Source organism: Hymenobacter fodinae (assembly GCF_004745825.1).
Classification (GTDB): domain Bacteria; phylum Bacteroidota; class Bacteroidia; order Cytophagales; family Hymenobacteraceae; genus Hymenobacter; species Hymenobacter fodinae.
In genome coordinates this window covers 1-25,736 of the sequence record NZ_SRLA01000008.1, presented here as the reverse complement: position 1 = coordinate 25,736, position 25,736 = coordinate 1, and the positions used below count along the sequence as shown (strand labels likewise).

The window sequence follows — 25,736 nt, the reverse complement described above, 5'->3', positions numbered from 1 at the left end:
TACCAACTTGCTTTTCTATCACTAACCGCCTGCTTTACTTCTTATTCCGCCTATGAAGCTCGACAACGCCCAACTGGGCCATTTCATTAACCGCATCAAGCTCCATCGCGACGACATGGGCAAGTACCGGGACCAGATTGAAAACCTGCGGGACCGGCTTAAAGCCAAAATCAAGGACGACACCAGCACCGGCATGAAAGTTACCCGCTTCGTGATTGCCGGCTCCTGGAAAAAGCACACCGTGCTGCGTCCCAAGGGCGAGCACCCAGTGGACGTTGACCTGGTACTATTTGTGGACGGCGACGACACGCTGAAAAGCGATGTGGACAAGCTGCACGACTACGTGGCTCAGTACCTACGCGAAATTTACCCTACCAAGGATGAGGGTGACGTGGAAGCCGAAGGCAAGACCAAGGCCATCAAAATCAAATTCGTGGGGACTGGACTGGAAGTCGACATCGTGCCGGTGGTGCCGGACACGCCCAGCACCTACGTCTGGCAGCCGGAGCGGGGTGGGGGCGGGCGTTTCATCACCAGCATCGACAAGCAACTCGATGCCAACCTAAAGGCCCGCAAGCAAAACGCCTCGTACACTTCCATCGTGCGGGCTCTGAAATGGTGGCGCAACCGCCAGGGCCTAAAGCCGGGCCTCACCTCATTTACCATTGAGTTGATCGCGGCCTATCTGGACGATACCTACGGGGCTGAAACCAATATCGAAGAAGGCCTGATTCGCTTCTTTCAGTTCGTAAGCGGCCGCAACTTCCCGGTTATCACTTTCCCTTCTGCCATCAACAGCGTGCCGCGCTTTACCAACCCGGTTTTCATTGCGGATCCCACCAACAACGAAAACAACGCCGCCAGTAAGATGGACAACGATGCCTGGGCCGCCGTGGTCAAGGCGGCCGATACGGCTTTTGACGGGCTGAACATCGCGCAGTCCTGCCCGACACTGGGAGCTACCACGGAGGAGTGGACCGAGTTATTCGGCCCCAGCTTCACGATAGAAGAAAACTAACTGCCTCCATGTATACGACCACGCAAACCGCCACCTACACGGTAACTGACGTCCGCAAAACCTTCGGCAATTTCGAAGCTGACTTGCGCATGATTGCCCGGCGCACCGGCAAACTCACCCAGACCCAGGTAGAAGAATATTGTCAGGATGTGCTGACCTGGGCCGAAGGATACTACTTGGACCGGGTAGATATTGTGCTGACCAATTCCCTGGGTAAAGTGCTACAGGCCGCTCGCTACACAGTCAATGAAGCGGGTAGCGCTCTGAGCGGCGACCGGGCCGGTGGGAACGACTGGCCGGACGTAGCAGGCAGTTCGCTGAACCTGGTCATTTGCCCTAACGCAACCTGGCAAGGGCTGGACGCCACGAAAAAGCAGGCCCTGCAGGAGAAAATGAATATAAACTGGGGCGTGTCCAGCATCGACACGTCCTACTCGCACCTGCAGCGCTCGTCGGCGCAGGGCTACGCCAGCAAGGGCTACGAACTCAACAAAGAAAACTTCCAGTAATGGCGACTACTATTTTCGACAACGTTACCGAAATACCCAGCCGCGAGATCCAGCAGCGGGCCGCGTCGCTTATTGGCTTTACCAAGCGCTTCGAACGCATCCACTTCAACCTGCGCCTGCTGCTGGACCCGGATGGGTTGCGTAGCTGGAGCCAGCTGCATCATGGGGCCGCGCTGCCCATTCTCTCCTCCTTGACTGACCGCTACCCGCTGGTAATTTTGGAAGGTGACGCGGGCACCGGCAAGACGGCCTCGGCCGAGGCCATTGCCGACCAGATTGCCCGCGAACTCAAGCGCGACGGCTACTTCATTAAGCTCAGCACCCGGGTGCGGGGCGAGGGACTGCACGGGCAGATGGCCCAACTAGTAAACGAGGCCTTTGACCGCTTGAAAAAAGAATCGAAAGAGGGCATTGCCTTCCTGCTCATTGACGAGGCCGATGCCATTGCTACTACTCGCTCGACCAGTCAGATGCACCAGGAAGAGAAAGCAGCCGTCAATACGCTGATTCAGAAAATTGACGACCTGCGCAGCCTCAAGGGGCGGGCCGTGGTGATGCTCTCCACCAACCGGCTGCACTTCCTGGATGAGGCCATCGTGCGGCGGGCCGCGGTTATTATGACCTTTGATCGCCCGTCCGAGGACGAGCGCCGGGAACTGCTGCAAAAGGAACTCCAAGGAGTGAAGCTAACCAGCAAGGAAATGGAAGAGCTGGTACACCTAACCGGTCCGGAGAAAAATCAGGGTCTGGGCTATTCCTTCTCGGATTTGCGCCTTCGCTTCTTACCCGAAGCCATCGCACAGGCCTATCCAACCCAACCGCTGACGGCAGCTATTCTTAAAAGCACCTTGCAGCACATGCAGCCTAGTCCGGCTATTAAGTAGCGTACGATTAACTCCGCCTTGCCCCCTATGACGTTTCTTCAGGTACTAGTGCCGCTCTTGAAAAGCGGTGCGTGGTTAGCTCCTAAATTGTTTGAATCCGAGCGGGAAAAGCGTGGTCCCAGCTTTTGGAAACGGATGAAGCTGCTCTACACCAGCAAGCGTCAGTTGGCTTCTACGCACGTACGGGTATCGATTTCCTATCTGTTTCGCATCAGAATTGATGGGCGTTACCTGCTGGTTAAAGGCCGGCGCATCAACCAATACCAGCCGGTGGGAGGTGTTTATAAGCACGACTCGCAGGCGGTGCGCGATCAGTTTACCAAGTGGGATGTGCGGGAAGATGAAATCATGCCCATCGACATCCACAGCCGTGACGACCTACGGGTCCGGGTGCTAGGCAAAAACCTGATTCCCTTTCTCAACTGGTTTGTGTCCGAGAAAGACCGGGAGACTACGCAGCAACGCGAGTTTCAGGAAGAGTTAGTGGAGCCTGGCTATCTGTCAAAAGCTTTCGCCACCATCGACCCCCGCTACCTGTACACCGTCTGGCGGCCCCTCACGTATTCACCTCACACCCAGGCCACAGAACTGATGGTTTACCAGGTGTTCGAGTTAAAGTTAACTGCGGCTCAGGAGCACGAGTTGCGCCATTTGCAGCTGCCCGCCTCGGGCGAGCTGCGCTGGGTGACGGAGGAACAAATCAAGCGACTGGGCGACGACCAGTTCAAGCATCTGGACCCCTTTCGCATTGGCCAGCATGCCTGTTACCTGCTTTCTTCGGAGGGGTAGGCCTGATACCCGCCCGCCATTCTAAAACTTATTCTCCTTCAAAATTGATCGGCCTAGCCTCCTATGTATGGCTGCGCACTACACTTTATACTATGCCCAATTTTGCTCTTTCCGCTGAGTTACGCCAAAACTTTGCCCCCTCTACCAAGTCTGCTATGCGCCAGGAAGGACGGGTCATTCTCGAGTCGCTTAATCGCTATGGCGTGCAAAATGTGCGGGCCTTTTCTGAGTTACAGGCCGTTTCACCCACTGTCCGACAGCTGGTGACGAATCCGAACGTAGAGTTGGCGATGCTCTTCATTGATATCACCAGTTTTTCCACGAAAACTGCGACGATGTCAGCCGCCCAGATTGCCACCATCTTGGATGCTTACTACGCTCAGGTGCTGCCCATTATTTATGAGTTTGACGGAGAAGTCGAAAAGATTATCGGCGATGGGATTATCGCCGTTTTTGGCAAGCCCTTTACTCCGGGTCACAGCGCGTATCAGTGGCTGCAGGCAGCTGAGCAGTGTGCGGGAAAGATTGGGCGAGCTCGCCACAGCAGTCCTTATTCCGTAAAAATCGCGCTGCACTACGGCAAGCTCCTCTACTACCACAACAGCAAGACCACGGTGGACGAATTCTATGCTATCGGCCAGCCCATGACCGAGCTGTTCCGGCTCGAGGGCGAAGGCGTGGACAAGGAAATTTCTTATTACGTCAACGGAGGCTATGACCTACACCGCCGCGCGGGCCTCTCGGTTTTGGACCGGTGGTGGCTGGCCCGCGCCCCTCGCCCGGTCCAGCTGAAAGGAGTAGCTTTCACGCAGGTAATCGATTTATACTAAATGGACGAGAACCTGAAATTTCTGCTCACCACGGTCAACGAGTGGCTGCGGTTTCTGGAAGCCAAACACACCGCGCTCATTGCCCTGAACGGAGCCGCTATCATTGGCCTCGTGCAGAGCTTGTCTTCCATTGGTAACCCTTCTTTGCTGCTGCTGATTCCGTATTGGCTAATTCCGGGTCTTGTACTGGCCGTACTCACTTCCCTGTTTGCCATGACTAAATGGGCCAGCCTGGTAACGCCTTGGCACCGCGGCCAGCGGCTGCTCGTGCCCAATGCCCTGTACTTTGGCTACATCAGCGCCCTGAGCGTAACGAGCCTGCAGGCCGAGCTGGCGCGTGTGACCGGCCTGTCCCTGCCTATGACCGAAAGCCAGGCGTTGCTGACCCAGCAGATTCACACCAATGCCTGCATTGCTTACGCGAAACAGCGCCTGTTTCACTGGGCTATCACCTGCACTTTCAGCATTCTGTTGGGCTGTTTTACTGCTTTTTGGCTGATTCGGTGGGCAAAAGCGATCTGCTAGTGAATTGCCTGCCGGCCCATCGGATGGCGGTATACTCGCGCAGGTTAACACACCCGATTAGTTAACGACAACAATCCCTCGCACATGAAACTCATTATTCCCGCCCCCGTGACGACGTCCGACAGCCAGTGCTTGCCGTTGATCAGGCGCAGGGCCGCGACGCTGGTGGCCACGGTGTAGCCGCCTACGCGGTACCAGCCGCTGCGCGTCCCGTACTCGCGGTCCAACAGCCAGGCGGCCGAATACGCCGCGCTGGCGTGCTGACTCGGGAACGAGCTGTAATCGCCGCCGCCGTAGGGGCGCTCTACCCGCGTCAGGCGCTTGAGGTTGCTGGTGAGCGTATTGTTGATGGTGTAGGTCAGGGCAAACAGCAACGTCTGGTTCACCGTGCTGTGCTCGCCCCGCACGCCGGCCAGGCTGAGCCCCAGGGCCGCGGCGGCCGGCACGTGGCGCAACTGGTCGTCCAGGGTGGTGCGCACGGCCGGCACGTGCTCACCGAGTTCCTCGCGCACCGCCCAATCGGTCTTGAGCTCCAGCGTGTGGTGGGCCGGGCGGCCGACCCCCACCAACAGCCCTGGTACCAGCACGCGCCAGGTGGCCGGCCGCCCGGCCCACTGCGCCGCGCGCCGGAGCGGCGACGGCCGGGGCTCTACCTCCAGGCGCCGGCCCACGGAATCAGGCACAACAGGGGAATGCAGCACCTGCCCCGCGACGGGCGCTGGCGTCAGCAGGCAGACGGCCACGCCGACAGCGGGCCAGCAAAGACGAACAGGGAGCATACAGTGCAGGGGACAACCCCGGAAGATACACAAGGTAGCGGCACCGTTGGCCTATGCTAGGTGCGTTGTGCACCCGGTTCCTGCGTAGCGCATTCCCAAAAACGGCCCCATGCGCCGGGCTAGAAACCGCCGGCTTGGGAGTAGAGGATCCAGGCGCCGACCGCCGCGTAGAGGCCTAGTCGGAGCAGTTTTCGAGTCGGGGTATGATGCGCACACATACCCGCCTAACCATAATGAGAGCGGGCGTAGTTCCCCTGGCGCACAGCAGCAAAGACGCCGTCTGCAACGAGCTGCCGTCGCTGGGGCTGAGCACGAACCCCGCAAAGCCACAGGTCGTTTGGCCGTGGCGGGCCGCTTACTCGTAGCTGCCCTGCCGCGCGGTGCTGCTGGACCGCTACGAGTTTCTGGCGTTCTGCCCCGGTATAAAACGCTGACTCCTACGCCGGACTTCATCGGCCGGCAGGAACGGGATCCAGGATAAGCGCATCATAGTTGCCGACGCTGTCCTGGGCGTAGAGCGTAAGCCGCTCCAGCTGCACTTCCCTTGACAACCCTTGGCCCTGGTCGGTGCGCAGGCTGTCCAAGGAAAGCCGCCGGTGGGCGCCCGGGGCAAGGGTGCCTAATGCGGCCGCAAAGGCATCATTTACTTCCACTTGCGCGTGGTAGTACGTTGCGCGGGTGGGGTTATGGATCCGGATGGCCGTGCTGTCGAAGGCAACCTGCAAGCGGAGGGTCAGGCTATGCGAGCCCAGATTGCCACAGCCGGGCAGCAACAGTGCGGCTGCCAGACCGGCCAGGCCGATGAACCGATTAAAGGGCAGATACGTCTTCATGCCATACGAGCTAAAAATGAGCAGCGCCCCGGCCAGTAAATAAGGAGGGAAACCGGAGGTAGGAGAACACCCGGAAAGGGCGCGAAGCCGCCCGGACAGCGTTAGTAATAGAGGCCATGGCCATGCCAGCCCCGCCGGGCGTTCCATTCTAACGCCGGGGCGGGCAGGTGCACGAGGCTGGCTACGTAGAACACGCGCCGTAGCACCTGGGAGCGTGTGGGCACCCGACGCAGGTCCACGTCCACCGACAGGTAGTACTGGCGGTAGGCGCGCAGTCCGGCCGCCTGGTTGCGGGCCGGGTCGTTGTAGAGCAATTGGTCGGCCCCATAGCCGACTGCCGGCTGGAGCCAGCGTGGCCAGCGGCTGCCGGCCGGCAGCCACGCGCCCACGTCGGCACACACCCAGTAGGTTTGGCCGTTGTAGTCCTTGAGCAAGCGCTCGGGCAGGGTACGCCCCAGCACGTCGGGGCGCAGAGCGGCGTAGGGGCTGCGGTGAAACGATACCTTGGGCATCAGCCGCACCTGGCCCCAGGCCAGCTGCTGGGTCAGCAGGCCCACCGATCCGGCCAGGTTGGCCGCCAGGTCGCCGGGCGAGGCGCCGTAGGCGGGAGAGCGGCCGTCCAGCAGCTCAATCGGGCTTTGCAGCAGAAATCCTACAAAGCTCCCGTACCAGCGGGAGCGGCGCTCGGCCACCCCGGCCCAGCCCAGCAGGTCAACCGCGGCGCGGCTTTCGTGAAACGCGGTCCAGAAGTGGCCGGCTTTGTCTAGCTGCTTCCATTCGGGCCAGTCGTTAAACCAATGCAGCGGAACCCGCTCCCCGGTGTACCAGCTACGCCCCAGCAGGTACAGCCCCGCGGGATAGACCACCGCCACGCTGCCGGCCAGCACCGGCAACCGAGCGGCGTGACGACTGGAGTCGGCCAGACTGGGGACGTCCTCGTTCTTTGATCGGGGCACTTGGGCGGCGGCGGGGGAGGGCTGCAGCAGAGCCGCGCTTAGCCAGGCCGCGCTCAACAAGGGTCCACCTGCGGCCCGCCGCCACCCCGCCCCGCAGGGTAGGCGGCCAGTCAGGTTACAGCAGTACATCCTCCACGGGCTGTACGGGCGCGGGCACCTGCTGCTCGCCCAGCATCTGGCGCAGGTCAATCTCGATGGTGCGGCAGAGCGCCGTCATGGGCACGTCGTTCATGCGATTCTCAAACGGGTCCTCACTGATGTGGCCCACCAATTCCATGGTCACAAACACCCAGGACACCAGCACCGAGAACGGAATCGTCATCCAGTACTGCCCGTGGCCCAGCTTCTCGAACTCGGCCAGCAAGCCCAGGGGCAGCAGGGCAATAAAGAGCCAGACGAACGCAGCGCTGGAAAAGGCATACTGCCGGGGAAACGGGGTGTTCTTAATACGCTCGCAGCCACCCTGCAGATTGGTGAGCTCCCGCAGGTCTTCGGTAAGGGTGCGCTGCTGCAACTCGGTGTAGAGACCGGCTGCCTGGCGCAAGTCATGGGTCTGCCGCAGTAACAACTGGGCCGGCCGATTGGCTACTGCCCGCAAGTACACGGACTCGTCCGGGCCCAGGAAAGGGGCCACCTCCGCCTCCCACCGCTCAGGCTGGCGGCGCAGGTGCAGGCGCAGGGCATTCACCCAGGCCAGGTGCCGGTAGATCAGCCGCTGCTGTGCGGCCACTTGCGCCGGCGTCAGGGCCGGCCCCAATGGGTCGGTATTGCCCAGTACCAGCATCGCCCAGCTGCGGCTGCGGTTCACGATACCGCCCCACAGCTGGCGGGCCTCGGAAAACCGATTATAGGAGCTGCTGTTCTTGAAGCCCACGTAAAAGGAGACGGCCACGCCGAGGATGCTGATGAGCTGCCAGGGAATGTCCAGCCAGCGTACCTGCAGCGGCCCGTGCAATACGGCCAGCAGGGTATCGTAGCCAAGAAAAATCAGCACGTCTTTCCAGGAATAGGCCCAGATAACACGCCAGTGAATGTGCTTACGGATATACATGCGGTAACAGCGGGGTAAAACAACGAAGGATCATCAGGCCGTGAGCAAGCCACTGGCCGGAGAACTGGACGGCCCGCCGCCTCAGAGCAGTCCGGCCAGCAGGTTGATGGCCAGCGCCACGATGCTGGTATTGAAAGCAAAGGCCAACAGGCCGTGCAGCATCACCAGCCGCCGCAGACGGGCCGAGGACACGGCCACGTCGGCGGTCTGGGCGGTCATGCCCACGATGCAGGCGAAGTAGGCAAAGTCCCAGTACGAGGTGGGCGGCTCCCCGGGAAACTCCAGTCCCCCCAGCGTATCCGGCGGGTCGGTCGCGGGGTTTTCGCTGAAGTAGGCGTGGGCGTAGCGCAGAGCAAACACGGTGTGCACCAGCAGCCAGGCCCCGACCACTGCCCCGGCGGACAACCCCACATGGTAGCTCACTTCGGGCCCGCGCATGGAAGCCAGCCCCGAAAGCAGCACCACCACGGCCAGCAGCGCGGCACTGCTGCCGGCCAGCACGGCCACGAAGGTCCAGGTCCGGCCGGGATCCTGCCGGGTGGCGACGCGCCGGATATGGGCCGCGTCGGCCCGGTACATGGCGGCCCACAGCAAACTCAGAATGCCGGAGCAAAACACGTCCCAGGCGGCCACCAGGCGCGTGGCCGCCTGCAAGGAAAACGGCAGCAGCAGCAGCCAGCTCAGGCCGCCCAGGCCGGCGGCTACGAGCAGGCGCTGCCGGGCCGAGAGGTGACGCAGATGGGCCAGCAGGTGCCGGGGGGAAAGCAGGCGTAAAACAGGCATAGGTCCGAGTAAACAATGGCCACTTGGTATGTTAGGGATGCCTCCGCCCAGGGCTGGCAGCCAGCGGGCTTAGCAAGCGGGCTATTTCTCGTAGACGGAAATCCTGCCCGTAACGCAATTGCAGCTGTGCCAAACGGGTGAGGCTCGTTTGGTACACGCGCCATGCGGCCGCCAGTTGAGCGGCAGAATCTGCCTTGGAAGCAGGAAGTGCCGCGCAAGCGTGCGCCAAATCGCGGCGTAGCAATGCGGTGGCGCGGGCAAACGGTGTAGCCGGATCCAGGCGGTGATTGGTGTGAAGATGATGCTGGCGGGAAACAATGGCTTCCAATTCGGGGAGTAGATGCTCCTGGCCGGGGCGCACCCGCCGGGCCAGGGCCCGTAGGGAATCGGAAGCGCTCCGCTCCACCGTCAGGTTGGCCAGATCCAGGCCGGCGTGGGTGTATTCCAGCGCCAGGTGGGCAAAGTCATGGTCGGCCCGGCCGTTCAGCGAGAGGCCGTCCAGGCTCTCCTGCAACCGCTGCAGAATGCCGGTGGCGGTGGCGTGCTCCACGGGCGCGTCTACGTGGCCCGAGTCGGCCGGGGCCACGGCCGGGCGCGCGGGTTCCGCGTGCTGCTCGTTGCGGGGGTGACCGCAAAAGCCCAGCAGCAGGGCCCCGGCCCCCAGCAACAGGATGCGTACCCGGCGCAAAGGTGCTAAGAAAGCAGGCATGGCAAGAGGGGGCTAATAGTTGATGTGCACACCGTAGCTCTCGTCCCGGAGAACGTCTTTCCACTGGGCAATCAGGCGCTGGTAGGCCCGGCCCACGGGCCGTATCTTGCGGTCCAGGTCGTAGAGGCCCAGGGGGTTGACGCGGCCGTTATTCTCGCGCAGGGCCGTATCCCAGTCCACCTGGTCGAGCAGGGAGTACCAGGTGAAGCCCACCAGGGGAATGCCGTCCTGCTTGAGGCGGTAGGCGTTGGCCCACTGCCGCCACAGCCAGTTCACGGCGTCGGGTTCCCAGAGATTGGTTTCCGTGTGCATCAGGGGCATGCGGTAGCGGTCAAAGTACTGCTTGGCAATGACGTAGTAGCCGAACACGTCGCCGGCGGGGTAGGTACTGCCGTCCTCGCGCACCATACGCTCGTTGGTGCGGTAGTAGTCCGTACCCATGATGCACTTGGCCTTGATGTGCTGGTCGTCAAACCAGTGGTACTCGGCATCCGTCATGCCGTTTTTGAGCAGGAACTCGTACATGGCCACGCTCACGGGGTAGCCGTAGGTTAAATCGAGGCTCAGGAAGCGCTTCTGATTGAGAAAGTTGGCCAGGGGCCGCGCGGCGGGCGTTTCGGGGTGGAAGTACTCGGCCGACTCGCTCTGGATGAAGGTGGCTCCCGGCTGCACGGCCAGGATGGCCTGCATGGCCAGCACACCCGCCCGGCACACGTGCTTGAGGGCCGTCACAAAGGCCTGGTCGCTGGCCAGGCACTCGTTCCACCAGCCGTACTGGGCCGAAAACATGGTGGTGACAAAGATTTCGTTGATGGGGGTGTAGAACTGCAGGTCCGGGAACCGGGCGGCAAAGGCCCCGGCGTAGGCGGCGAAGTGCTCGGGAAAGGCCGGGTTCTGGAAGTTGCCCAGCCAGTCGGGCAGCCCGAAATGCAGCAAGTCCACCAGGGGCGTGATGCCCAACTCGCGCAGGGCGCCGAAGGTCTCGTCGGTAAAGGCCCAGTCATACTGGCTGGGGCCGGTATGCACCCGGTAGTAGGGCGGGCCGTAGCGCAGGAACTCAATGCCCATTTCCTTGACCAGGGCGAAGTCTTCGCGCCAGCGCTCGTAATGGCCGGTTTTCTCCAGCTCGTCCACCCGCTGCATCGTGCCGTCGGGCAGCCGGATGGTGGGGTAGCTGTTTTCGATGCCGGTGGCAAACATGAAGGCGCTCATGGGCTTGGGGATAAGTTTAAGCGGAAATGGAAAGGTGGGTGCGGGGAGGCGGTTACAGGATGCTGAGCCGGCCGCCGTCCACGACCAGGGTGGTGCCGTTGATGTAGTGGGCATCGGCCGAGGCCAGGTAGCAGATGGCGCCGGCAATGTCTGCGGGGTGGCCAACCTCGCCCTCTACCTTCTCCTTGCCGCTTTTCACGTTCGGGTTGTTCCACAGCATGGGCGTGTCCACGGCTCCGGGGGCCACGCAGTTGGTGCGCACGCGGGCAGCCGGATACTCCTGGCTCATGCCCCGGGTGAAGGCCTCCAGCGCGCCTTTGCTGGCCGCGTAGGGAATCACGTTGGCCGTGGTTTCCTGCGCATGCACGGAGCTGATGTTGACAATGGCCCCGCCCTGCATGTGGGGCAGGCACAGTTTGCTGAGCAGGAAAACGGCCCGCAAATTCACGGCCATAACCAGGTCCCACTCCGCTACCGCCAGTTCGGTGAGGGGCTTGAAGGTCATCATGGCCGCGTTGTTGACCAGCACATCCACCCGGCCGTAGGCGGCTACTACGGTACCCATGGCCGCTTCTATCTCGGCCACCAGGCCCAAATCAACCCGGATGGCCCGGGCCTGACCGCCGCCTTTTTCAATCAGGTCCACGGTCTGCTGGGCCGTGGTTTCGTCGCGGTCCAAGACCACGACGGTGCCGCCTTCAGTTGCCAGCTGCAGGCAGGCCGCCCGGCCGATGCCGGAGCCGCCGCCGGTGACGAGGCATATTTTGTCGGTAAAGCGCATGGGGTCAGTGCTTGGTGGGAGAAGCGTGAGCGGAAGTCCAGGCCTGCACCTGCCGCAGGTGCCGGAGCTGGTCGTGGTGAAAGCGGTGGGCCAGGGCAATCAGGGGCGGGTCGCTGCCGTGGGCGATGCCCTCCTGCACCAGCAGCAGGCCGGTGCGCAGGTGGGCGGAGAGGACCGCGGCAAAGTCGGCGTCCGGGTTGCCCGTCGGCGGGCGGGAGTACCGGGCCGCCGAATCGCAGGCCGCCTGTACGTCGCGGGAAAATTCCTGGTAGAAGCGGGTGTTTTCTTCGGAGGCCTTGTCGTGGGTGCGGCTCGCGAGCCGGCCCAGCGCCAGACTTTCCTGCTGCCACTCCCGGCGCAGCGAATCGGCCAGCGCCCGCAAGTCCGCATCCCGTCCCGTGGCCTGTTCCACGGCAACCAGCTGCTGGGCCCCGCGGTGATGCTCCAGCAGCAGCGAGGCCACGTCGTGGTCGATGTTGCCTGAGCGGGCCACCGTGCGCAGGCGCTGCCGCGCCCGGGCGGCCACGGCTGGTGCGGAGTTGAGTTCGGGTTGGGCCGGGGCCGGATGGCGCTGGTGCGTGTCGGCCGTGTGCACCGGCGTTTCCGGCGTCGACTCCCGGCACGCGCCCAGCAGCAGCAACGTGAGCACACCCACAACGAAACGAGGTATCATGCAGCGAGCAAAGTAGCTTATCACCGCCTGGGCACAAGCCCAGCGGTGACGGGAATGTGAAAAAAGAGTAGCTCAGTGGCTACAGGGTCGTGCGCACGATGTTGCTGTGTCCCTCAAAGGCATCCTGCTGATTGAAGTGCTGCACGTGGTACTCCAGCGTGGTGCCGGCCGGAAAGGATTCCGTATCTATGAAGGGCGAGCGGGCGTTGGTGGCCACTTGCTGCCAGGCGTCCCCGGCTGTCCCTACCCGGCGGTACACGTGCACCTTTTCCAGCATGTCTTTGGAAAAGGCAATATGCCGGCCCGCCGGCACCAGGGTGAGTTCGATAAGAAGCTTGTGCGAATCCATAGGAGGTAAGTAAAAAGGGCCGGCTACACGAGCATGCCCAGAAGTAGAAACAGGAGAAAACCCAGGAAGAAGGCCGAGGTCAGCCAGGGCGACTCCGGCTCCTCGTGGGCCTCGGTCAGCAGCTCTTCCGTCACCAGAAACAGCAGCGCGGCCAGGCCAAAGGAGAGCACCAACTCCATGACGTTGTCGGAGGCCCCCTTGAGCACGGTAATGCCCACGCCGGCCCCCACGACCAGCAGGGCCGAAAGTGCGGCCACGATGCCCACGGTGCGGGCTTTGCCCTGTCCATCCTGGCGCAGCTCCACGGCCGTGGCCAAGCCCAGCGACAATACTTCAATGGTGAGGGCAATGGCCAGCAGCATACCTTCCTCGGCCCCGGCGGCAAAGCCGATACCCAGCAGCAGCCCGTCGATGAGGATGTCAATGCCGACCCCGGTGAGCAGGCCCATCGGCAGCGCGCCGGGACGGACGGCCTCGTCCGGCGCGGTTTGGGAAGCCCACAGCACCCCGGGCGGCAGGGCCGGCGTGGGCCCGGCTTTTTCCTTTTCGGCCGCCTTGCGGGTGAGCGAGCGCAGAACCAGCATAACCCCGACGCCGATGGCGAAGCCCAGGCCAACCTCCAGCGGACGGTGTCGGGCCACAATGTCGGGCAGCAGCTCGACGGCCACCACGGAAAACACCACCCCGGCGGCGAAGTGCAAAATGGCGCTGCGAATGGCCGCCCCGGGTGGGCGCAGCACGGCCACAACGGCCCCCACGACCATGATGGCGGCGGGCACCAGGGAATACAGTAGCACCTGGGTCCAGGAAGGGGGCGCGTCCGGCGTAACAGCCAGCAGAAAGGCGAGTAGCATACGGGGTTACATATTGAGGGCACCGATGCCGGCCGCGTTCAGGCAGGCTTCCTTGAAGGCTTCGGCGTAGGTGGGGTGGGCATGCGACATCAGGCCCACGTCTTCGGCCGCGCCCCGGAAGTGCATGATGCCCACGGCCTCGGCAATGATGTCGGCAATGCGGGCTCCAATCATGTGCACGCCCAGAATCTCGTCGGTCTGCGCGTCGGTAAGCACCTTCACCACCCCTTCGGTGTCGGCCCCGGCCAGCGCCCGGCCGGAGGCGGAATACGGAAAGGAACCCACCTTATAGGCTTTGCCCTGCTCCTTGAGCTGCTCCTCGGTGTAGCCCACGCTGGCTACTTCGGGCCAGGTATAGACCACGCCCGGAATGAGCAGGTAGTTCACCTCCGGGGCCTGGCCGGCAATGAGCTCGGCCACGTACACGCCCTCGTCGGAGGCTTTGTGGGCCAGCATGGCCCCGCGCACCACGTCGCCGATGGCCCAGATGCCCGGCACCGTCGTCTGCAGGTCCTCGTTGACTTTCACGCGGCCCTTCTCATCCAGCTCCACGCCGGCCGCGGGCAGGTTCAGCCCGTCGGTGTAGGGCCGGCGGCCCACCGATACCAGGCAGTAGTCGCCTTCCAGCTGCAGCTCGGCCGATGGCCCGCCCTGGGCCGTGAGCTTCACCGTGTCGCCGGTCCGCACCACGGCCGTCACCTTATGCGAGAGGTAAAACTCCAGACCCTGCTTCTTGAGGGAGCGTAGCAGCTCCTTGCCCAGGGTGCGGTCCATGGTCGGGATGATGGCGTCGGTGTATTCGACCACTGAGACCTTGCTGCCCAGGCGGGCGTATACCGAGCCCAGTTCCAGACCGATAACCCCGCCCCCCACAATAATCAAATGCTGGGGCAGCTCGCGCAGGGCCAGGGCCTCGGTGCTGGTAATGATGCGCTCCTTGTCCAGGGTGATGAAGGGCAGGGTGCTGGGCTTGGAGCCGGTGGCGATGATGATGTTTTTTGCCGTAAGCTGCTGCGCTTCCCCACTGCCCCCTTCCATAGGCACGACCTGCACGGTGGTGGCATCCACGAACGAGGCCACCCCGTGGAGAATGTCCACCTTGTTTTTCTTCATCAGAAACACCACTCCGTCGCACACCTTCTTTACCACCTGGTCCTTGCGCGCCATCATGCGCGGCAGGTCGGCGCGCAGGTTGTCGGCGTCGATGCCGTGCTCGGCGAACTGGTGGGTGGCTTTCTGGTAGAGTTCGGTGGATTCGAGCACGGCCTTGCTGGGGATGCAGCCCACGTTGAGGCAGGTGCCGCCCAGGGTGGGATACTTTTCGATGATGGCCGTTTTCAGGCCCAACTGCCCGCAGCGCACGGCGGCGATGTAGCCGCCGGGGCCGGAGCCGATAATAATTACGTCGTAGGAGGTCATGGTTGTGGAGAAAAGGGGGAGAGTGGTTGTGCAGGCTTACGAAGGGACTATGCGCACGAGCAGCGTTGATGAAGGCGGTTGGACGGGTGCCAGAACAGTCTGCACCTGTTGGGCTATGGCGTGCTCTTGCGCAACCGTCAGGGGGCTGGATACGCGTACCCATACATGCAGAACGGAACCGGTTTCGGACGGCTCAAGATGGGCCTCGGCGAGGGTGATGCCCGGAATCGTCTGAGTACAGCACTGCAGCCGGGCTTTCCATTCTTGCCGGCGTACCGTTGGCCCGGCAACCGAGGCTGGCTGCAATAGGCGGTAGGCATTGCCCACGAGCAGCGCGCAAATGCCCAGGGCCGCCCAGTCATCGGCCCATTCGTAGCCAGGGCCGCCCAGAATGGACAGGCTGATGCCGACGAGCGCGAGGTTGGACGGCAACGCATTGCTGGGGTGATACCACGCCCGGAACTCACCCAAGTTAGGGGGGCCAAACAGCTGCCGGTACGCGCCTTTTTCCAGCACGATGGCTACCCCGGCCACGCACGCTGATACAATGGTCGGCGGCGGGTGCGGAACGTTCATCACCCGAATGCAGTACCAGGCGGCACCGAATGCTGCGGTAACCAATGCCCCGGCGCCGACGGTTGTCCACACGCGTTGCCGGGCGGCCAGCCCCTGTGGAGAGTCAGCGACTGACCACCGGCCGGTGCGGCTCATCAGAAGAAGCCCTAGCTGGGCCGCGGATGCCAGGGCATCGGCCAGCAGTGCGTGCGAGGCTGCTTGCACCCCAACGGCCCACTTGCTAAAAACCAGCAACGCCAGAGCCGCAGCCGTTACCCACGCTGGCAGTGGAGTACGCTGGTTCGGCTGCAACTCAACGAAAGTGAAGGACATAGCGAGTGAAGGTGTTATCGCCACGCAATAGTGACCCGAGAGTCACTACAGATGGGTTTCGTGCTGGGCAAAGTCGCCGCGCTCCACCTGAATGGTGGCGTGCTGAATGGGATGCTTGGTGGTCACGTAGTCCTGGGCGCGGGTCAGCACGTCCTCGTGCCGGGCCTCGTCGGTCAGCACCACGTGCACACTCAGGGCATTCACGCCAGAGGTCAGCACCCAGGCGTGCAGGTCGTGCACGGCCGCCACGCCGGGCACCTGCAGCAGGCCCTGCCGCAACGTCTCCAGGTTCACATCGGCCGGGGTACCTTCCAGCAGCACGTTCACCGACTCCTTGAGCAGGGCCCAGGTGCGGGGCAGGATGAACAAGCCAATACCGGTCGAGAGCAGCGGGTCGGCGTAGTACCACTTGGTGGTAATCATGATAGCCCCCGCGACCATGACGCCCACGGAGGTGAGCATATCCGACAGCACCTCGAAATAGGCGCCCTTCATGTTCAGGCTCTCGCCCGAACTTTTGCGCAGCAGGTACACCCCGTAGAGGTTGACCAGCAGGCCCACGCCGGCTACCCACATCATGGTCGTGCTTTCCACCTTGGGCGGGTTCAAAAACCGCAGATAGGCCTCGTAGAGAATATAAATCGAAATCAGAATCAGCACCACCGCGTTGGTAAGGGCGGCCAGAATCTCAAAGCGGTAGTAGCCGTAGGTGCGGGCCGGCGTAGCCGGTTTCTCGCCGAAGCGGATGGCCAGCAGCGCCAGCCCGACGCCGGCCACGTCGGTGAGCATGTGGCCCGCATCGGCCAGCAAGGCCAGGCTGCCGGTCCACCAGCCGCCGATGACTTCGGCCACCAGGTAAGTCAGCGTCGTGAAGAAGACGATGGTTAACGCGCGCTTATTGCGCGAAGCGGCGCTGCCGCTCATGCCGTGGGACCCGCTCATTTCGTTTGGTCGTTAGAGTGGTGCGGGCCTTCACGCAGTTCGCGGGGCATGGGCTCAACCACCGACAGGTTTTCTGTAACTGGCGGGGCAGCGGGCGACGGGCTACCGGTACCCGGTGAGGAATAGTCCATGCGCTGAATGCGCACGGCATTCAAAATAGCCAGTAGGGCCACGCCCACGTCGGCAAATACGGCCTCCCACATGGTCGCCAGGCCGCCCGCGCCCAGCACCAGCACGATACCCTTCACGACGAAGGCCAGCCAGATATTTTGCCATACCACGCGGTGGGTGGCGCGGGCAATGCGCCGGGCGGTGGCAATCTTGCTGGGGTGGTCGGTTTGGATAACCACGTCGGCGGTTTCAATGGTCGCATCCGAGCCCAGCCCGCCCATGGCAATGCCCACGTCGGCCAGGGCCACCACCGGAGCATCGTTTACCCCGTCGCCCACGAAGGCCAGCTTCCGCCCTTCGGTTTTGTACTGCTGCACGTAGCGGGCCTTGTCCTCGGGCAGCAGGCCGCCGTGGGCCTCGTCGATGCCCAGCTCCCGGGCGACGCGCTGCACGATGCTGTCCTTGTCGCCCGAGAGCATGACCAGCTTGCTGATGCCGTCGGCGCGCAGCTCCTGCACGGCGCGGGCCGCGTCCTCTTTCGGGGCGTCGGCCACAGTCAGGTAGCCTGCGTACTGCCCGTCCACGGCCCCCACCACGATGCTGTCCACCACCTGGTCTACTTCGGCCGGGTAGGCCACGTTAAACTTGCGCAGCAACTTGGTGTTGCCGGCCAGCACGTCGCGCCCGTCCACCCGGCCCCGTAGGCCGTGGCCGGCTATTTCCTCCACGTTCTCTACTGCCACGCCGGCGGTAGCCGCGCCGACGTGGGCCACGACGGCTTTGGCAATCGGGTGCGTCGATTTGGTTTCCAGCGCCCCGAGCAGCCGCAGCAGCTGGGCTTTCTCCAGTCCCACCGCCTGCACCTGCTGCACGGCAAACACCCCCTCCGTGAGGGTGCCGGTTTTGTCCATCACCACCGTATCCAATTCGCGCATGGCATCCAGGAAGTTGGAGCCCTTGAACAGGATGCCCGCTTTGGAGGCCGCGCCGATGCCGCCGAAGTAACCCAGCGGAATGCTGATGACCAGCGCGCAGGGGCAGGAAATGACCAGGAACACCAGGGCCCGGTACAACCAGGTGCGAAACACGTAATCGTCGACCACGAAGTAGGGCACCACGATGAGCAGCGTGGCCAGTAGCACGACGATGGGGGTGTAGATTTTGGCGAACTTGGTGATGAACTGCTGGGTTTTAGCCTTGCGGCCCACCGCGTCCTGCACCATGGCCAGGATCTTGGCCAGCTTCGTGTCCTGGTAGCCTGCCGTGACGGCCACCTGAATCAGGCTTTCCAGGTTGACCATGCCGGCCAGCACCGGCTCCCCCGTTTGTTTGGTCTGGGGCACGGATTCCCCCGTCAGGGCCGCCGTATTGAAGGAAGCCGGTCCCTTGGTCAGCGTCCCATCCAGGGCTACCTTCTCGCCGGGCTTCACTTCAATGGTATCGCCTACCTGTACCTGTTTGGGATCCAGCACCAGGGACTGCCCGCCTCGCAGCACCGTGACTTCCGTGGCCTGGATTTCCAGCAGGGCCTTGATGCTGCGCTTGGCCCGGTTCACGGCCGCGTCCTGGAATAATTCGCCGACTGTGTAGAACAGCATCACGGCCACCCCTTCCGGGTACTCGCCGATGGCAAACGCCCCCAGCGTGGCGATGCTCATGAGCAGAAACTCGTTGAACACGTTGCCCGACGGAATGCTTTGCACGGCGGAGCGGATGACTTTCCAGCCCACCAGCAGGAAGGCCACCCCGTACCAGAGCAGGCGCACGTAGCCGGTAAAAAAGCCCACCGTATAGTAGTCGAGCGCAATGCCGGCCAGCAGCAGGGCCAGGCTCACCCCGGGCCAGAGGTAGGGGTTGTCCCCGGCCGGACCGTGGTCGTGGTCGTCGCCGTCCCCGTGGGAGTGGCCGGCGTGCTCGTCGGCCGGTTGGCCGGCCAGGTCCACGACCTGTTTGCCGGGGGGATGGTGGTGGCCCGTGTGGTCGTGGGTGGCGTGGTCGTGGCCGGGCACGTCGTGGCCCTCGGGCGCGGCGGCGGCCTCAGGCGTGAGCTGGTCCCGGCTCAGGGCGCCCACGTTGTCGAGCTGCACCTGCTTGGCGGTGTTGAGCTCTTCGTCGGTATTGGAAGGGGTTGGATCAGGCATAGGAAAGATGCATCCGGTGAAAAATGAAGACAGCAGCCGGCGGGCCGCTACCAGTCCACGAAAAAGCCGGCCAGGCCTACCAGCACGAGCACGGCCCCGGTCAGGCGACGCTCGTGGTGCGCCAGCCCGTCCAGGTTCAGGCGACCCAGCCCCCGGTGAGCCAGCGCGACCAGCGCGCACATGGCCGAGACCGAAGCCAGCAGGTACACCCCCATGAGCAGGGCCAGCGCCGCCGGGCCGTGGGTGCCGGCGGCCAGAAAAAACGTTTGAATTTCCAGGCAGGGCGCCAGAAACATGGTCGCCGCCAGCCCCAGTACCACCCGGCCGCGGGGCCGGGTCGGGGCCGGGTCCGGGTGGGCGTGTCCCGGCCCCGACAAGGCGTACAGCACGCCAATGAGCACGAGCAGGGCCGGGGCCGCCCCGCGGGCCAGGTGGGAGAACTGCGCCGACAAGCGCCAGCCCAGCAGCCCCAGCCCCAGGCCCAGCAGCACCGTGCTCAGCACGTGGGCCAGGCCGGCTACCAGCGTCACGCCCACGGCCCGGCGCAGGGGCCAGCGCTCGGCGCGCGCCACGGCCAGCACCGGCGCCCAGTGGTTGGGAATCGCGGCGTGCAGCAGGCTTAACAGCAGGCAACCGGTGAGCAGATGGAACATGGGCAGGGCGAAGAGCCGCGACAGGAACGCGGCCGGATTAGGGGAGAAAATGCGCGGCTATTCTTCTTCTTCCGCGTTTTTGAGCTTGGCCAGCAGCGAGTACGCGCCCTCCACCACGACCTGCGCCGCCGCAGTGCCTTGCGGCAGACGGACTTCGGTGTAGCCGTTTTCGCTTACCCCCGCCGTCACGGGCACCATGCGGTAGTGCGTTTCCTGGTTTTTTCCTGCCGGACCTTCGGCCACGAACACGTAGCTCTTTCCCCCAAACTGCACCAGGGCCTTGTCGGGCAGGGAGGGCAACGTGGCCGAGTTGGTTTCGATAGTGGCCCGCACGTAGGTGCCGGGCAGGCGGCTGGCGTCTTCCCGGCTCAGGTGGGCGTACACGCGCACCGTGCGGTCCTCGCTCACGGCGCGGCCAATCACATACACCTTCGCCCGGTGCTCGGCCCCGGCCGAATCATTGGCCAGGGTGTAGCGCACGGTCTGGCCCACGCGCACCTGCGGCACGTCCTTCTCGAACACAGTGAGCACCACGTCCAGGTGGGCCGGGTCCACGATTTCAAACAGCACGTCGGTCGAGGTCACGCTTTGCCCGGCGCTGGCATTCACGGTTTTCAGGAAGCCGCCGCGCGGGGCCCGCACCGGGGCCGTCGTGGTAATCTTGCCGCCCACCGGCAGGCCCGCCAGGCGCAGGCGGGCGGCTTGCGCCGCCACCTGGGTCTGCATGGCTCGGTATTCGGCACGGGCCCTCTGGAAATTTTTCTGCGGGGCTACTTCCTGGCGGTAGAGCTCCTGCTGGCGCTCGTACTCGGCGCGGGCAAACTCCAGCTGGCTGCTGGTTTCCAGGTAATCCTGCTGGAGCTGCACAAACTCGGGGTTGCGCACCGTCGCCAGCACCTGCCCGGCCTGCACGCGGCTGCCCTGTAGCAGGGTCGTCCGCTCCACGATGCCCCCAAGCAGGGCGCTGACGGCCACCGCGTTTTCCGGGGGCGCGTCGAGCGTGCCGTTGACTTTGAGCGTGCCGCTGAGCACCCGGTCTTCCACCCGGCCCAGCCGGATGCCGGCCGCCCGCTGCTCGGCAGCCGACAGGGTGGTTTCGGTGGCGTTTTCTTCGGCGGCGGCTTCGTTGCCCGCGGCCTTGGCGCCGCCAGCCGCTGTTTCCGTGGTGGCCCCGGCCGCTTCCGGTGCCGCCGTATCCGTTTTCTCCTGACCGCAACCGGCCAGCGTCAGGCCCAGCAGGGCCAGCAATGCGTATTTTGTCATGAAAGGGGGAGGCAAGAAAAGTCAGGGATGATTACTGGGGGGTGCTGCCCAGCAGGTAGTCCAGCTCGATGACGGTCTGGTTGTGTTCCAGCAGCACGTCCAGGTAGGCGGTGCGCAGGGTCAGGGCCCGCTCCAGGTTGAGCAGGTATTCGGCGTAGCCGGTTTCACCGGCCTTGAAGGCCCGCGTGCTCAGGCGCACGATGACGTCGGCCTGGGGCAGGGCCGTCTGCTGGTAGAAAGCCAGGCGCTGCTGCTGCTCGGCGTGCCGGGCCACTAGCTCGTCCAGCCGGCCCGAGAGCTCGGCCCGCAGGCGCTGGTAGCCGGCGTCGGCCACCTGCTCCTGCAGGCGGGCGGCCTGCACCCGACCCTTCTGCGGCCCGCGCAGGAGGGGAATGCCCACCGAAGCCTGCACGCCCTGGAAGCGGTCCGACCCGGCGTAGTACCGCTCCGCGCCGCCCACGCCGCCCATGGTCTGGGGGCCAATCAGCGACTGGTTGAAGTAGCCCAGCGTCACGTTGGGTAGTCCCAGGGCCTGCTCGGTGCGGGTGGCCGCCTGGCGCTGGGCGATGAGTTGGCGCTGCACTTGCAGCTCCGGGTTCTGGGTCAGGCGCGCCGTGTCACCGGTGGCGGGCAGCACCACGGGTTCCAGCGGGCGAAGCAGGCTGTCGGCCACGCCCACCGCCTGGCTTTGTTGCAGCAGGGCTTGCAGCTGGCGCTGGGCCACCTGGTAGCCGGTGCGGGCCTGGGCAATCAGGGCGCGGGTTTCGCCTTGCTGCACCAGGGCGGTGGCCGGCTCCAGGCGGGCTACTTCCCCGGTTTTAAAGCGCAGCTGAGCGGCCCGCAAAAACTCGCTGTAGAGGCTGTCCTGCCCGCGCAGCACCTGCACCCGGTGGCGGGCGTACACGGCCTGCTCATAATTCAGGCGCACCTGCCGCCGCAGCTCGGCCTGCACCTGGGCCAGCGTGAGCTGCTGCCCGCCGACCTGCGCCTCCAGCAATTGGCGCTGGCTGCGGTACACCCGCGGCAGCGAAAAGCTCTGGCTGACGTTGAATTGGTTGTCCTTGCGGTAGGAATTGTACTGCCCGTAGGTAACGCCCACGGTGGTGCGGCCCACGTCGGTAGCGGTGCGCCGCAGGGCCTGCTGGGCCTCCAAACTGCGCTGGGCAGCCGTTACCGTGGTGTTGGCCTGCAAGGCCTGGGTCACGGCCTGCTGGGCCGTGAAGGGCGTGCCACCGGCCGTCAGCTGCACTTGCTGGGCCCGGCCGGTGCCGGGCACCAGCAGTGTCAGCAACAGCACGGCTGCGCCGCCGGCCAGCAGGGGTGCCGACCGGGTGCCGTGGTGGGTTGGATCCTCGGGCTGCTGGTCCGGCCCGGCTGCCGGGGTGCGTTCCGACAGGGCGTAGAGCACCGGCAGCACCAGCAGGGTTAGCAGCGTGGCCGTGACCAGCCCGCCGATGACGACCGTAGCCAGCGGGCGCTGCACCTCGGCCCCGGCCGAGGTGCTCAGGGCCATCGGCAAAAAGCCCAGCGAGGCCACCGTAGCCGTCATCAGCACCGGCCGCAGGCGTACCTGCGTGCCTTCCAGAATTCGCTCGTGCAGGTTGGCCCAGCCCTCGTCCTTGAGCTGGTTGAAATAGCCGATGAGCACGATGCCGTTGAGCACGGCCACGCCGAACAGGGCAATAAAGCCCACGCCCGCTGAGATGCTGAACGGCATGCCCCGCAGCCACAGAGCCGCCACCCCGCCAATGGCCGATAAGGGGATGGCCGTGAAAATCAGCACGGACTGCTTCAGGGAGCCGAAGGTGAAGAAGAGCAGCACAAAAATCAGGGTCAGGGCCACCGGCACGGCCACGCTCAGGCGCTGCGAGGCCTCGCGCAGGTTCTCGAACTGCCCGCCGTAGGTGGCGTAGTAGCCGGGGGCGAACTTCAGGCGCTGGTCCACTTTGCCCTGCAGCTCTTCCACCACACTTTCCACGTCGCGCCCGCGCACGTTGAAGGCCACCGTAATGCGGCGCTTGGCGTCGTCGCGCTGCACCTGGTTCGGACCCTCCTGCAGGGCCACGGTGGCCACCTGCTCCAGCGGCACCTGCTCGCCCCGCGGGGTGGCAATGAAGAGCTGGCGCACGGCGTTGATGTCCTGGCGCAGGTCCGGGCGCAGGCGCAGCACCAAATCAAAGCGGCGCTCCTGCTCAAATATCTGCCCGGCGGCCTGGCCGGCAAAGGCAGTCTGCACCGTGCGGTTCACGTCCTCGACGTTCAGACCGAACTGGGCCAGCTTGTTGCGGTCCAGCTGGACCACAATCTGGGGCAGGCCCGTCACCTGCTCCACGTACACATCTTCGGCTCCCTGCACCTGCCGCACCTGGGCCGCGGCCCGCTGGGCGTAGTCGGCCAGCTGCTGCAGGTCTTCGCCGTAGATTTTCATCACCACGTCCTGCTTGGCCCCGCTGATGAGCTCGTTGAAGCGCATCTGAATGGGCTGCTGGAACCCGAAGGTGACGCCCGGAATTACGCTCAGGGCGTGGGCCATTTTCTCGGCCAGCTCCTCGCGGGACTTGGCCGAAGTCCACTTGCTCTGGTCCTTTTCCAGAATTACCATCACGTCCCCAGCTTCCACCGGCATGGGGTCGGTGGGAATTTCGGCCGCGCCAATTTTGGCCACCACTTCCTTGACCTCCGGAAACTGCTGTTTCAGGATGGCCCCGGCCTGCTGGCTTTTTTCGATGGTGTAGCTTAGCGACGAGCCCGTGAGCACGCGCATCTCAATGGCGAAGTCGCCTTCCGAAAGCTGGGGGATAAACTCCCCGCCCAGAGTGCGGAACACGAGCAAGGCCCCGACGAACAGCCCCACGGCCGAAGCCAGCACCAGGGCTTTGCGGCGCAGACCCCATTCCAGCAGGGGCCGGTAGCGGGCCTCCAGCCAGCTCATCATGCGGTCCGAGAAGTTGCGCTTGTGCTCCGTGTTGCGGCTCAACCCCAGTGCCGCCATCATGGGCACGTAGGTGAGCGAGAGAATGAAAGCGCCGATAATGGCGAAGGCCACCGTCTCGGCCATGGGCTTAAACATCTTGCCCTCAATGCCGGCCAGGGCCAGCAGGGGCAGGTACACGATGAGGATGATGATTTCCCCGAACGCGGCTGAGGCGCGGATTTTGGAGGCTGCCTCGTAGGTGGCCTCGTTCATCTGGTCCTGGGTTAGCTTGCCGTGGGCCCCGTCGGGGTGGGCGGCAATTCCCGAGTGGGTGTGCAGGCGGTGCACGATGGCCTCCACGATAATCACCGCCCCATCCACTACCAGTCCGAAATCAATAGCCCCGAGCGAGAGCAGGTTACCCGACACGCCGAACACGCGCATCAGGCTGATGGCAAAGAGCATGGCCAGCGGAATCACCGAGGCCACCACCAGCCCCGCGCGCAGGTTGCCTAGGAACAGCACCAGCACAAAAATCACGATGAGCGCTCCCTCAATCAGGTTTTTGGTTACCGTATGAATGGCCCGGCCCACCAGTTCCGAGCGGTCCAGGTACACGTCCACGGTCACGCCTTCGGGCAGGGACTTGCGCACGGTTTCCATGCGCTCCTTGACGGCCTTGATAACCTCGTTGGCGTTGGCGCCTTTGAGCATGAGCACGATGCCGCCGGTGACCTCGCCCTCCGCGTTACGGGTCATGGCCCCGTAGCGCACGGCCGAGCCCAGGCGCACCTCGGCCACGTCGCGCACCAGCACCGGCAAGCCGGTGCTGGTAGAGCGCACCACGATGTTGCCGATGTCCTGGGCGTTTTGGGCCAGGCCCTCGGTGCGGATGAAGTAGGCCGTCGGGTTTTGATCCAGGTAGGCTCCGCCCGTGTTCTGGTTGTTGCGGCTGACGGCCTGGTACACCTGGTCCACGGTCACGTTCAGGGAACGGAGCCGCTCCGGGTCCAGGGCCACCTCGTACTGCTTGAGCTGGCCCCCGAAAGAGCTGACGTCGGCCACGCCGGGCGTGCCCAGCAGCTGGCGGCGCACAATCCAGTCCTGAATCGTGCGCAGCTCCCGCGCCGTGTATTTTTTCTCGTAGCCGGGCTTGGCCCGTACCAGGTACTGGTAGATTTCGCCCAGGCCGGTGCTGACCGGGGCTAGTTCCGGCCGGCCCACGCCGGCCGGAATCTGGCTTTCGGCCTCGCGCAGGCGCTCGGCCACCTGCTGGCGGGCCCAGTAGATGTCGATGCCGTCTTCCAGGACGATGGTCACGACCGAGAGGCCGAAGCGGGAAAAGGAGCGTACTTCTTCGCGCCCCGGAATCGTGGCCACGCTCTGCTCGATGGGAAAGGACACCAGCCGCTCGATGTCGCCGGCCGATAGCGAGGGTGCCACCGTGTAGACCACAACCTGGTTGTTGGTAATGTCGGGCACCGCGTCAATGGGCAGCCGACTCAGCGAGTAGCTGCCCCAGGCAATCAAAGCCAGGGTCAGCAGCCCGATGATGAGCTTGTTGTGAATGGAAAAGTGAATGAGCCGGTCGAACATACTGGCTGAGGGGTAAGACTAGAAATCCTGAGAAAAGGGCGGTCGGAGCCCGCGGGGCTCGACGACGGCAGGGTTCGACAGCGCACAGCAAGGTGCGTATGCGCCGACGGGACCGGGCACGGCAGCGTGCCCGGTCCCGCGGACGGAACCGAAAAAACAGGAAACTAGGCTTGCGGAGGCTGCCAGACGGCAAAGGCCCGCGGCTGCGGGGCCGGGCTCGTCAACGTTGCAAACGGCCGGGCAGCATCGCCTACCGGGTGGGTGGCCGGAAGAA

The 25,736-nt window shown here is 64.1% G+C and carries 24 protein-coding genes; 6 read left to right on the top strand and 18 right to left on the bottom strand.

The window, feature by feature from the left end:
- Positions 1-52: 52 nt before the first annotated feature.
- The 6 genes from EU556_RS25065 to EU556_RS25040 all read left to right on the top strand — a co-directional run bounded on the left by EU556_RS25065 (position 53) and on the right by EU556_RS25040 (position 4,555).
- On the top strand, positions 53-1,018 hold the full coding sequence (locus EU556_RS25065) for a CBASS oligonucleotide cyclase (protein WP_135436999.1): 966 nt from the start codon (positions 53-55) through the stop codon (positions 1,016-1,018).
- An 8-nt stretch (positions 1,019-1,026) separates the two neighbouring features.
- A complete protein-coding gene (locus EU556_RS25060) occupies positions 1,027-1,527 on the top strand; it encodes an HORMA-1 domain-containing protein (RefSeq protein WP_135436998.1) in 501 nt (166 codons plus the stop codon).
- Positions 1,527-2,411 (top strand): AAA family ATPase, encoded by an 885-nt coding sequence (locus tag EU556_RS25055; protein ID WP_135436997.1) that lies wholly within the window; start codon positions 1,527-1,529, stop codon positions 2,409-2,411. The genes EU556_RS25060 and EU556_RS25055 overlap by 1 nt, the downstream gene beginning before the upstream one ends.
- 27 nt (positions 2,412-2,438) lie before the next feature.
- Positions 2,439-3,200 (top strand): SMODS-associated NUDIX domain-containing protein, encoded by a 762-nt coding sequence (locus tag EU556_RS25050; RefSeq protein WP_135436996.1) that lies wholly within the window; start codon positions 2,439-2,441, stop codon positions 3,198-3,200.
- A gap of 92 nt (positions 3,201-3,292) precedes the next feature.
- Entirely contained in the window at positions 3,293-4,030 is a 738-nt protein-coding gene (locus EU556_RS25045) for an adenylate/guanylate cyclase domain-containing protein (protein ID WP_135436995.1), read from the top strand.
- Positions 4,031-4,555, top strand: coding sequence for a hypothetical protein (locus tag EU556_RS25040; protein ID WP_135436994.1), 525 nt, complete (start codon positions 4,031-4,033; stop codon positions 4,553-4,555).
- A gap of 44 nt (positions 4,556-4,599) precedes the next feature.
- On the opposite strand, the gene EU556_RS26385 is transcribed toward EU556_RS25040, so the two are convergent.
- The 18 genes from EU556_RS26385 to EU556_RS24950 form a co-directional block, all read right to left on the bottom strand.
- A complete protein-coding gene (locus EU556_RS26385) occupies positions 4,600-5,334 on the bottom strand; it encodes a phosphatase PAP2 family protein (RefSeq protein WP_135436993.1) in 735 nt (244 codons plus the stop codon).
- 449 nt (positions 5,335-5,783) lie between these two features.
- Positions 5,784-6,167 (bottom strand): hypothetical protein, encoded by a 384-nt coding sequence (locus tag EU556_RS25030; protein WP_044019257.1) that lies wholly within the window; start codon positions 6,165-6,167, stop codon positions 5,784-5,786.
- 101 nt (positions 6,168-6,268) lie between these two features.
- Complete coding sequence (locus EU556_RS25025; RefSeq protein ID WP_135436992.1) at positions 6,269-7,252, bottom strand: DUF2279 domain-containing protein; 984 nt, start codon at positions 7,250-7,252, stop codon at positions 6,269-6,271.
- The gene (locus tag EU556_RS25020) at positions 7,239-8,174 is read right to left on the bottom strand and encodes a bestrophin family protein (protein ID WP_044019258.1); all 936 of its coding nucleotides are present in this window, start codon (positions 8,172-8,174) and stop codon (positions 7,239-7,241) included. Before EU556_RS25020 ends, EU556_RS25025 begins: the two co-directional genes overlap by 14 nt.
- An 81-nt stretch (positions 8,175-8,255) precedes the next feature.
- The gene (locus EU556_RS25015; RefSeq protein ID WP_135436991.1) at positions 8,256-8,957 is read right to left on the bottom strand and encodes a DUF1345 domain-containing protein; all 702 of its coding nucleotides are present in this window, start codon (positions 8,955-8,957) and stop codon (positions 8,256-8,258) included.
- A 31-nt stretch (positions 8,958-8,988) separates the two neighbouring features.
- A complete protein-coding gene (locus EU556_RS25010) occupies positions 8,989-9,666 on the bottom strand; it encodes a hypothetical protein (protein WP_135436990.1) in 678 nt (225 codons plus the stop codon).
- A gap of 12 nt (positions 9,667-9,678) precedes the next feature.
- Complete coding sequence (locus tag EU556_RS25005) at positions 9,679-10,878, bottom strand: family 1 glycosylhydrolase (protein WP_135437063.1); 1,200 nt, start codon at positions 10,876-10,878, stop codon at positions 9,679-9,681.
- A gap of 52 nt (positions 10,879-10,930) precedes the next feature.
- On the bottom strand, positions 10,931-11,659 hold the full coding sequence (locus tag EU556_RS25000) for an SDR family NAD(P)-dependent oxidoreductase (protein ID WP_135436989.1): 729 nt from the start codon (positions 11,657-11,659) through the stop codon (positions 10,931-10,933).
- Positions 11,660-11,663: 4 nt separating this feature from the next.
- Positions 11,664-12,332: a DUF305 domain-containing protein gene (locus tag EU556_RS24995; RefSeq protein WP_135436988.1), complete on the bottom strand. Its 669-nt coding sequence runs from the start codon at positions 12,330-12,332 to the stop codon at positions 11,664-11,666.
- Between the two features lie 79 nt (positions 12,333-12,411).
- The gene (locus tag EU556_RS24990; RefSeq protein WP_073285489.1) at positions 12,412-12,681 is read right to left on the bottom strand and encodes a hypothetical protein; all 270 of its coding nucleotides are present in this window, start codon (positions 12,679-12,681) and stop codon (positions 12,412-12,414) included.
- A 23-nt stretch (positions 12,682-12,704) separates the two neighbouring features.
- The gene (locus EU556_RS24985) at positions 12,705-13,535 is read right to left on the bottom strand and encodes a ZIP family metal transporter (protein ID WP_245327904.1); all 831 of its coding nucleotides are present in this window, start codon (positions 13,533-13,535) and stop codon (positions 12,705-12,707) included.
- A 6-nt stretch (positions 13,536-13,541) separates the two neighbouring features.
- A complete protein-coding gene (lpdA, locus tag EU556_RS24980) occupies positions 13,542-14,954 on the bottom strand; it encodes a dihydrolipoyl dehydrogenase (RefSeq protein ID WP_135436987.1) in 1,413 nt (470 codons plus the stop codon).
- Between the two features lie 36 nt (positions 14,955-14,990).
- On the bottom strand, positions 14,991-15,842 hold the full coding sequence (locus tag EU556_RS24975; RefSeq protein ID WP_073285483.1) for a cation transporter: 852 nt from the start codon (positions 15,840-15,842) through the stop codon (positions 14,991-14,993).
- A gap of 45 nt (positions 15,843-15,887) precedes the next feature.
- Complete coding sequence (locus EU556_RS24970) at positions 15,888-16,784, bottom strand: cation diffusion facilitator family transporter (RefSeq protein ID WP_135436986.1); 897 nt, start codon at positions 16,782-16,784, stop codon at positions 15,888-15,890.
- The gene (locus EU556_RS24965; protein WP_210116380.1) at positions 16,781-19,036 is read right to left on the bottom strand and encodes a heavy metal translocating P-type ATPase; all 2,256 of its coding nucleotides are present in this window, start codon (positions 19,034-19,036) and stop codon (positions 16,781-16,783) included. Before EU556_RS24965 ends, EU556_RS24970 begins: the two co-directional genes overlap by 4 nt.
- Before the next feature lie 47 nt (positions 19,037-19,083).
- Positions 19,084-19,689 carry a hypothetical protein gene (locus tag EU556_RS24960; protein ID WP_044019269.1) on the bottom strand — a complete coding sequence of 202 codons (606 nt, stop codon included), beginning with the start codon at positions 19,687-19,689 and terminating at the stop codon, positions 19,084-19,086.
- Positions 19,690-19,746: 57 nt separating this feature from the next.
- Positions 19,747-20,952, bottom strand: a complete 1,206-nt coding sequence (locus EU556_RS24955) for an efflux RND transporter periplasmic adaptor subunit (protein WP_125433377.1) — start codon at positions 20,950-20,952, stop codon at positions 19,747-19,749.
- A 31-nt stretch (positions 20,953-20,983) separates the two neighbouring features.
- The gene (locus EU556_RS24950; protein WP_135436985.1) at positions 20,984-25,462 is read right to left on the bottom strand and encodes a CusA/CzcA family heavy metal efflux RND transporter; all 4,479 of its coding nucleotides are present in this window, start codon (positions 25,460-25,462) and stop codon (positions 20,984-20,986) included.
- Positions 25,463-25,736: the final 274 nt, after the last annotated feature.

What these genes read in the sequence shown, in the direction of transcription:
- EU556_RS25065 (WP_135436999.1), top strand. Translation starts at nt 53, where the DNA reads ATGAAGCTCGACAACGCCCAACTGGGCCATTTCATTAACCGCATCAAG.
- EU556_RS25060 (WP_135436998.1), top strand. Translation starts at nt 1,027, where the DNA reads ATGTATACGACCACGCAAACCGCCACCTACACGGTAACTGACGTCCGC.
- EU556_RS25055 (WP_135436997.1), top strand. Translation starts at nt 1,527, where the DNA reads ATGGCGACTACTATTTTCGACAACGTTACCGAAATACCCAGCCGCGAG.
- EU556_RS25050 (WP_135436996.1), top strand. Translation starts at nt 2,439, where the DNA reads ATGACGTTTCTTCAGGTACTAGTGCCGCTCTTGAAAAGCGGTGCGTGG.
- EU556_RS25045 (WP_135436995.1), top strand. Translation starts at nt 3,293, where the DNA reads ATGCCCAATTTTGCTCTTTCCGCTGAGTTACGCCAAAACTTTGCCCCC.
- EU556_RS25040 (WP_135436994.1), top strand. Translation starts at nt 4,031, where the DNA reads ATGGACGAGAACCTGAAATTTCTGCTCACCACGGTCAACGAGTGGCTG.
- EU556_RS26385 (WP_135436993.1), bottom strand. Translation starts at nt 5,334, where the DNA reads ATGCTCCCTGTTCGTCTTTGCTGGCCCGCTGTCGGCGTGGCCGTCTGC.
- EU556_RS25030 (WP_044019257.1), bottom strand. Translation starts at nt 6,167, where the DNA reads ATGAAGACGTATCTGCCCTTTAATCGGTTCATCGGCCTGGCCGGTCTG.
- EU556_RS25025 (WP_135436992.1), bottom strand. Translation starts at nt 7,252, where the DNA reads ATGTACTGCTGTAACCTGACTGGCCGCCTACCCTGCGGGGCGGGGTGG.
- EU556_RS25020 (WP_044019258.1), bottom strand. Translation starts at nt 8,174, where the DNA reads ATGTATATCCGTAAGCACATTCACTGGCGTGTTATCTGGGCCTATTCC.
- EU556_RS25015 (WP_135436991.1), bottom strand. Translation starts at nt 8,957, where the DNA reads ATGCCTGTTTTACGCCTGCTTTCCCCCCGGCACCTGCTGGCCCATCTG.
- EU556_RS25010 (WP_135436990.1), bottom strand. Translation starts at nt 9,666, where the DNA reads ATGCCTGCTTTCTTAGCACCTTTGCGCCGGGTACGCATCCTGTTGCTG.
- EU556_RS25005 (WP_135437063.1), bottom strand. Translation starts at nt 10,878, where the DNA reads ATGAGCGCCTTCATGTTTGCCACCGGCATCGAAAACAGCTACCCCACC.
- EU556_RS25000 (WP_135436989.1), bottom strand. Translation starts at nt 11,659, where the DNA reads ATGCGCTTTACCGACAAAATATGCCTCGTCACCGGCGGCGGCTCCGGC.
- EU556_RS24995 (WP_135436988.1), bottom strand. Translation starts at nt 12,332, where the DNA reads ATGATACCTCGTTTCGTTGTGGGTGTGCTCACGTTGCTGCTGCTGGGC.
- EU556_RS24990 (WP_073285489.1), bottom strand. Translation starts at nt 12,681, where the DNA reads ATGGATTCGCACAAGCTTCTTATCGAACTCACCCTGGTGCCGGCGGGC.
- EU556_RS24985 (WP_245327904.1), bottom strand. Translation starts at nt 13,535, where the DNA reads ATGCTACTCGCCTTTCTGCTGGCTGTTACGCCGGACGCGCCCCCTTCC.
- lpdA (WP_135436987.1), bottom strand. Translation starts at nt 14,954, where the DNA reads ATGACCTCCTACGACGTAATTATTATCGGCTCCGGCCCCGGCGGCTAC.
- EU556_RS24975 (WP_073285483.1), bottom strand. Translation starts at nt 15,842, where the DNA reads ATGTCCTTCACTTTCGTTGAGTTGCAGCCGAACCAGCGTACTCCACTG.
- EU556_RS24970 (WP_135436986.1), bottom strand. Translation starts at nt 16,784, where the DNA reads ATGAGCGGGTCCCACGGCATGAGCGGCAGCGCCGCTTCGCGCAATAAG.
- EU556_RS24965 (WP_210116380.1), bottom strand. Translation starts at nt 19,036, where the DNA reads ATGCCTGATCCAACCCCTTCCAATACCGACGAAGAGCTCAACACCGCC.
- EU556_RS24960 (WP_044019269.1), bottom strand. Translation starts at nt 19,689, where the DNA reads ATGTTCCATCTGCTCACCGGTTGCCTGCTGTTAAGCCTGCTGCACGCC.
- EU556_RS24955 (WP_125433377.1), bottom strand. Translation starts at nt 20,952, where the DNA reads ATGACAAAATACGCATTGCTGGCCCTGCTGGGCCTGACGCTGGCCGGT.
- EU556_RS24950 (WP_135436985.1), bottom strand. Translation starts at nt 25,462, where the DNA reads ATGTTCGACCGGCTCATTCACTTTTCCATTCACAACAAGCTCATCATC.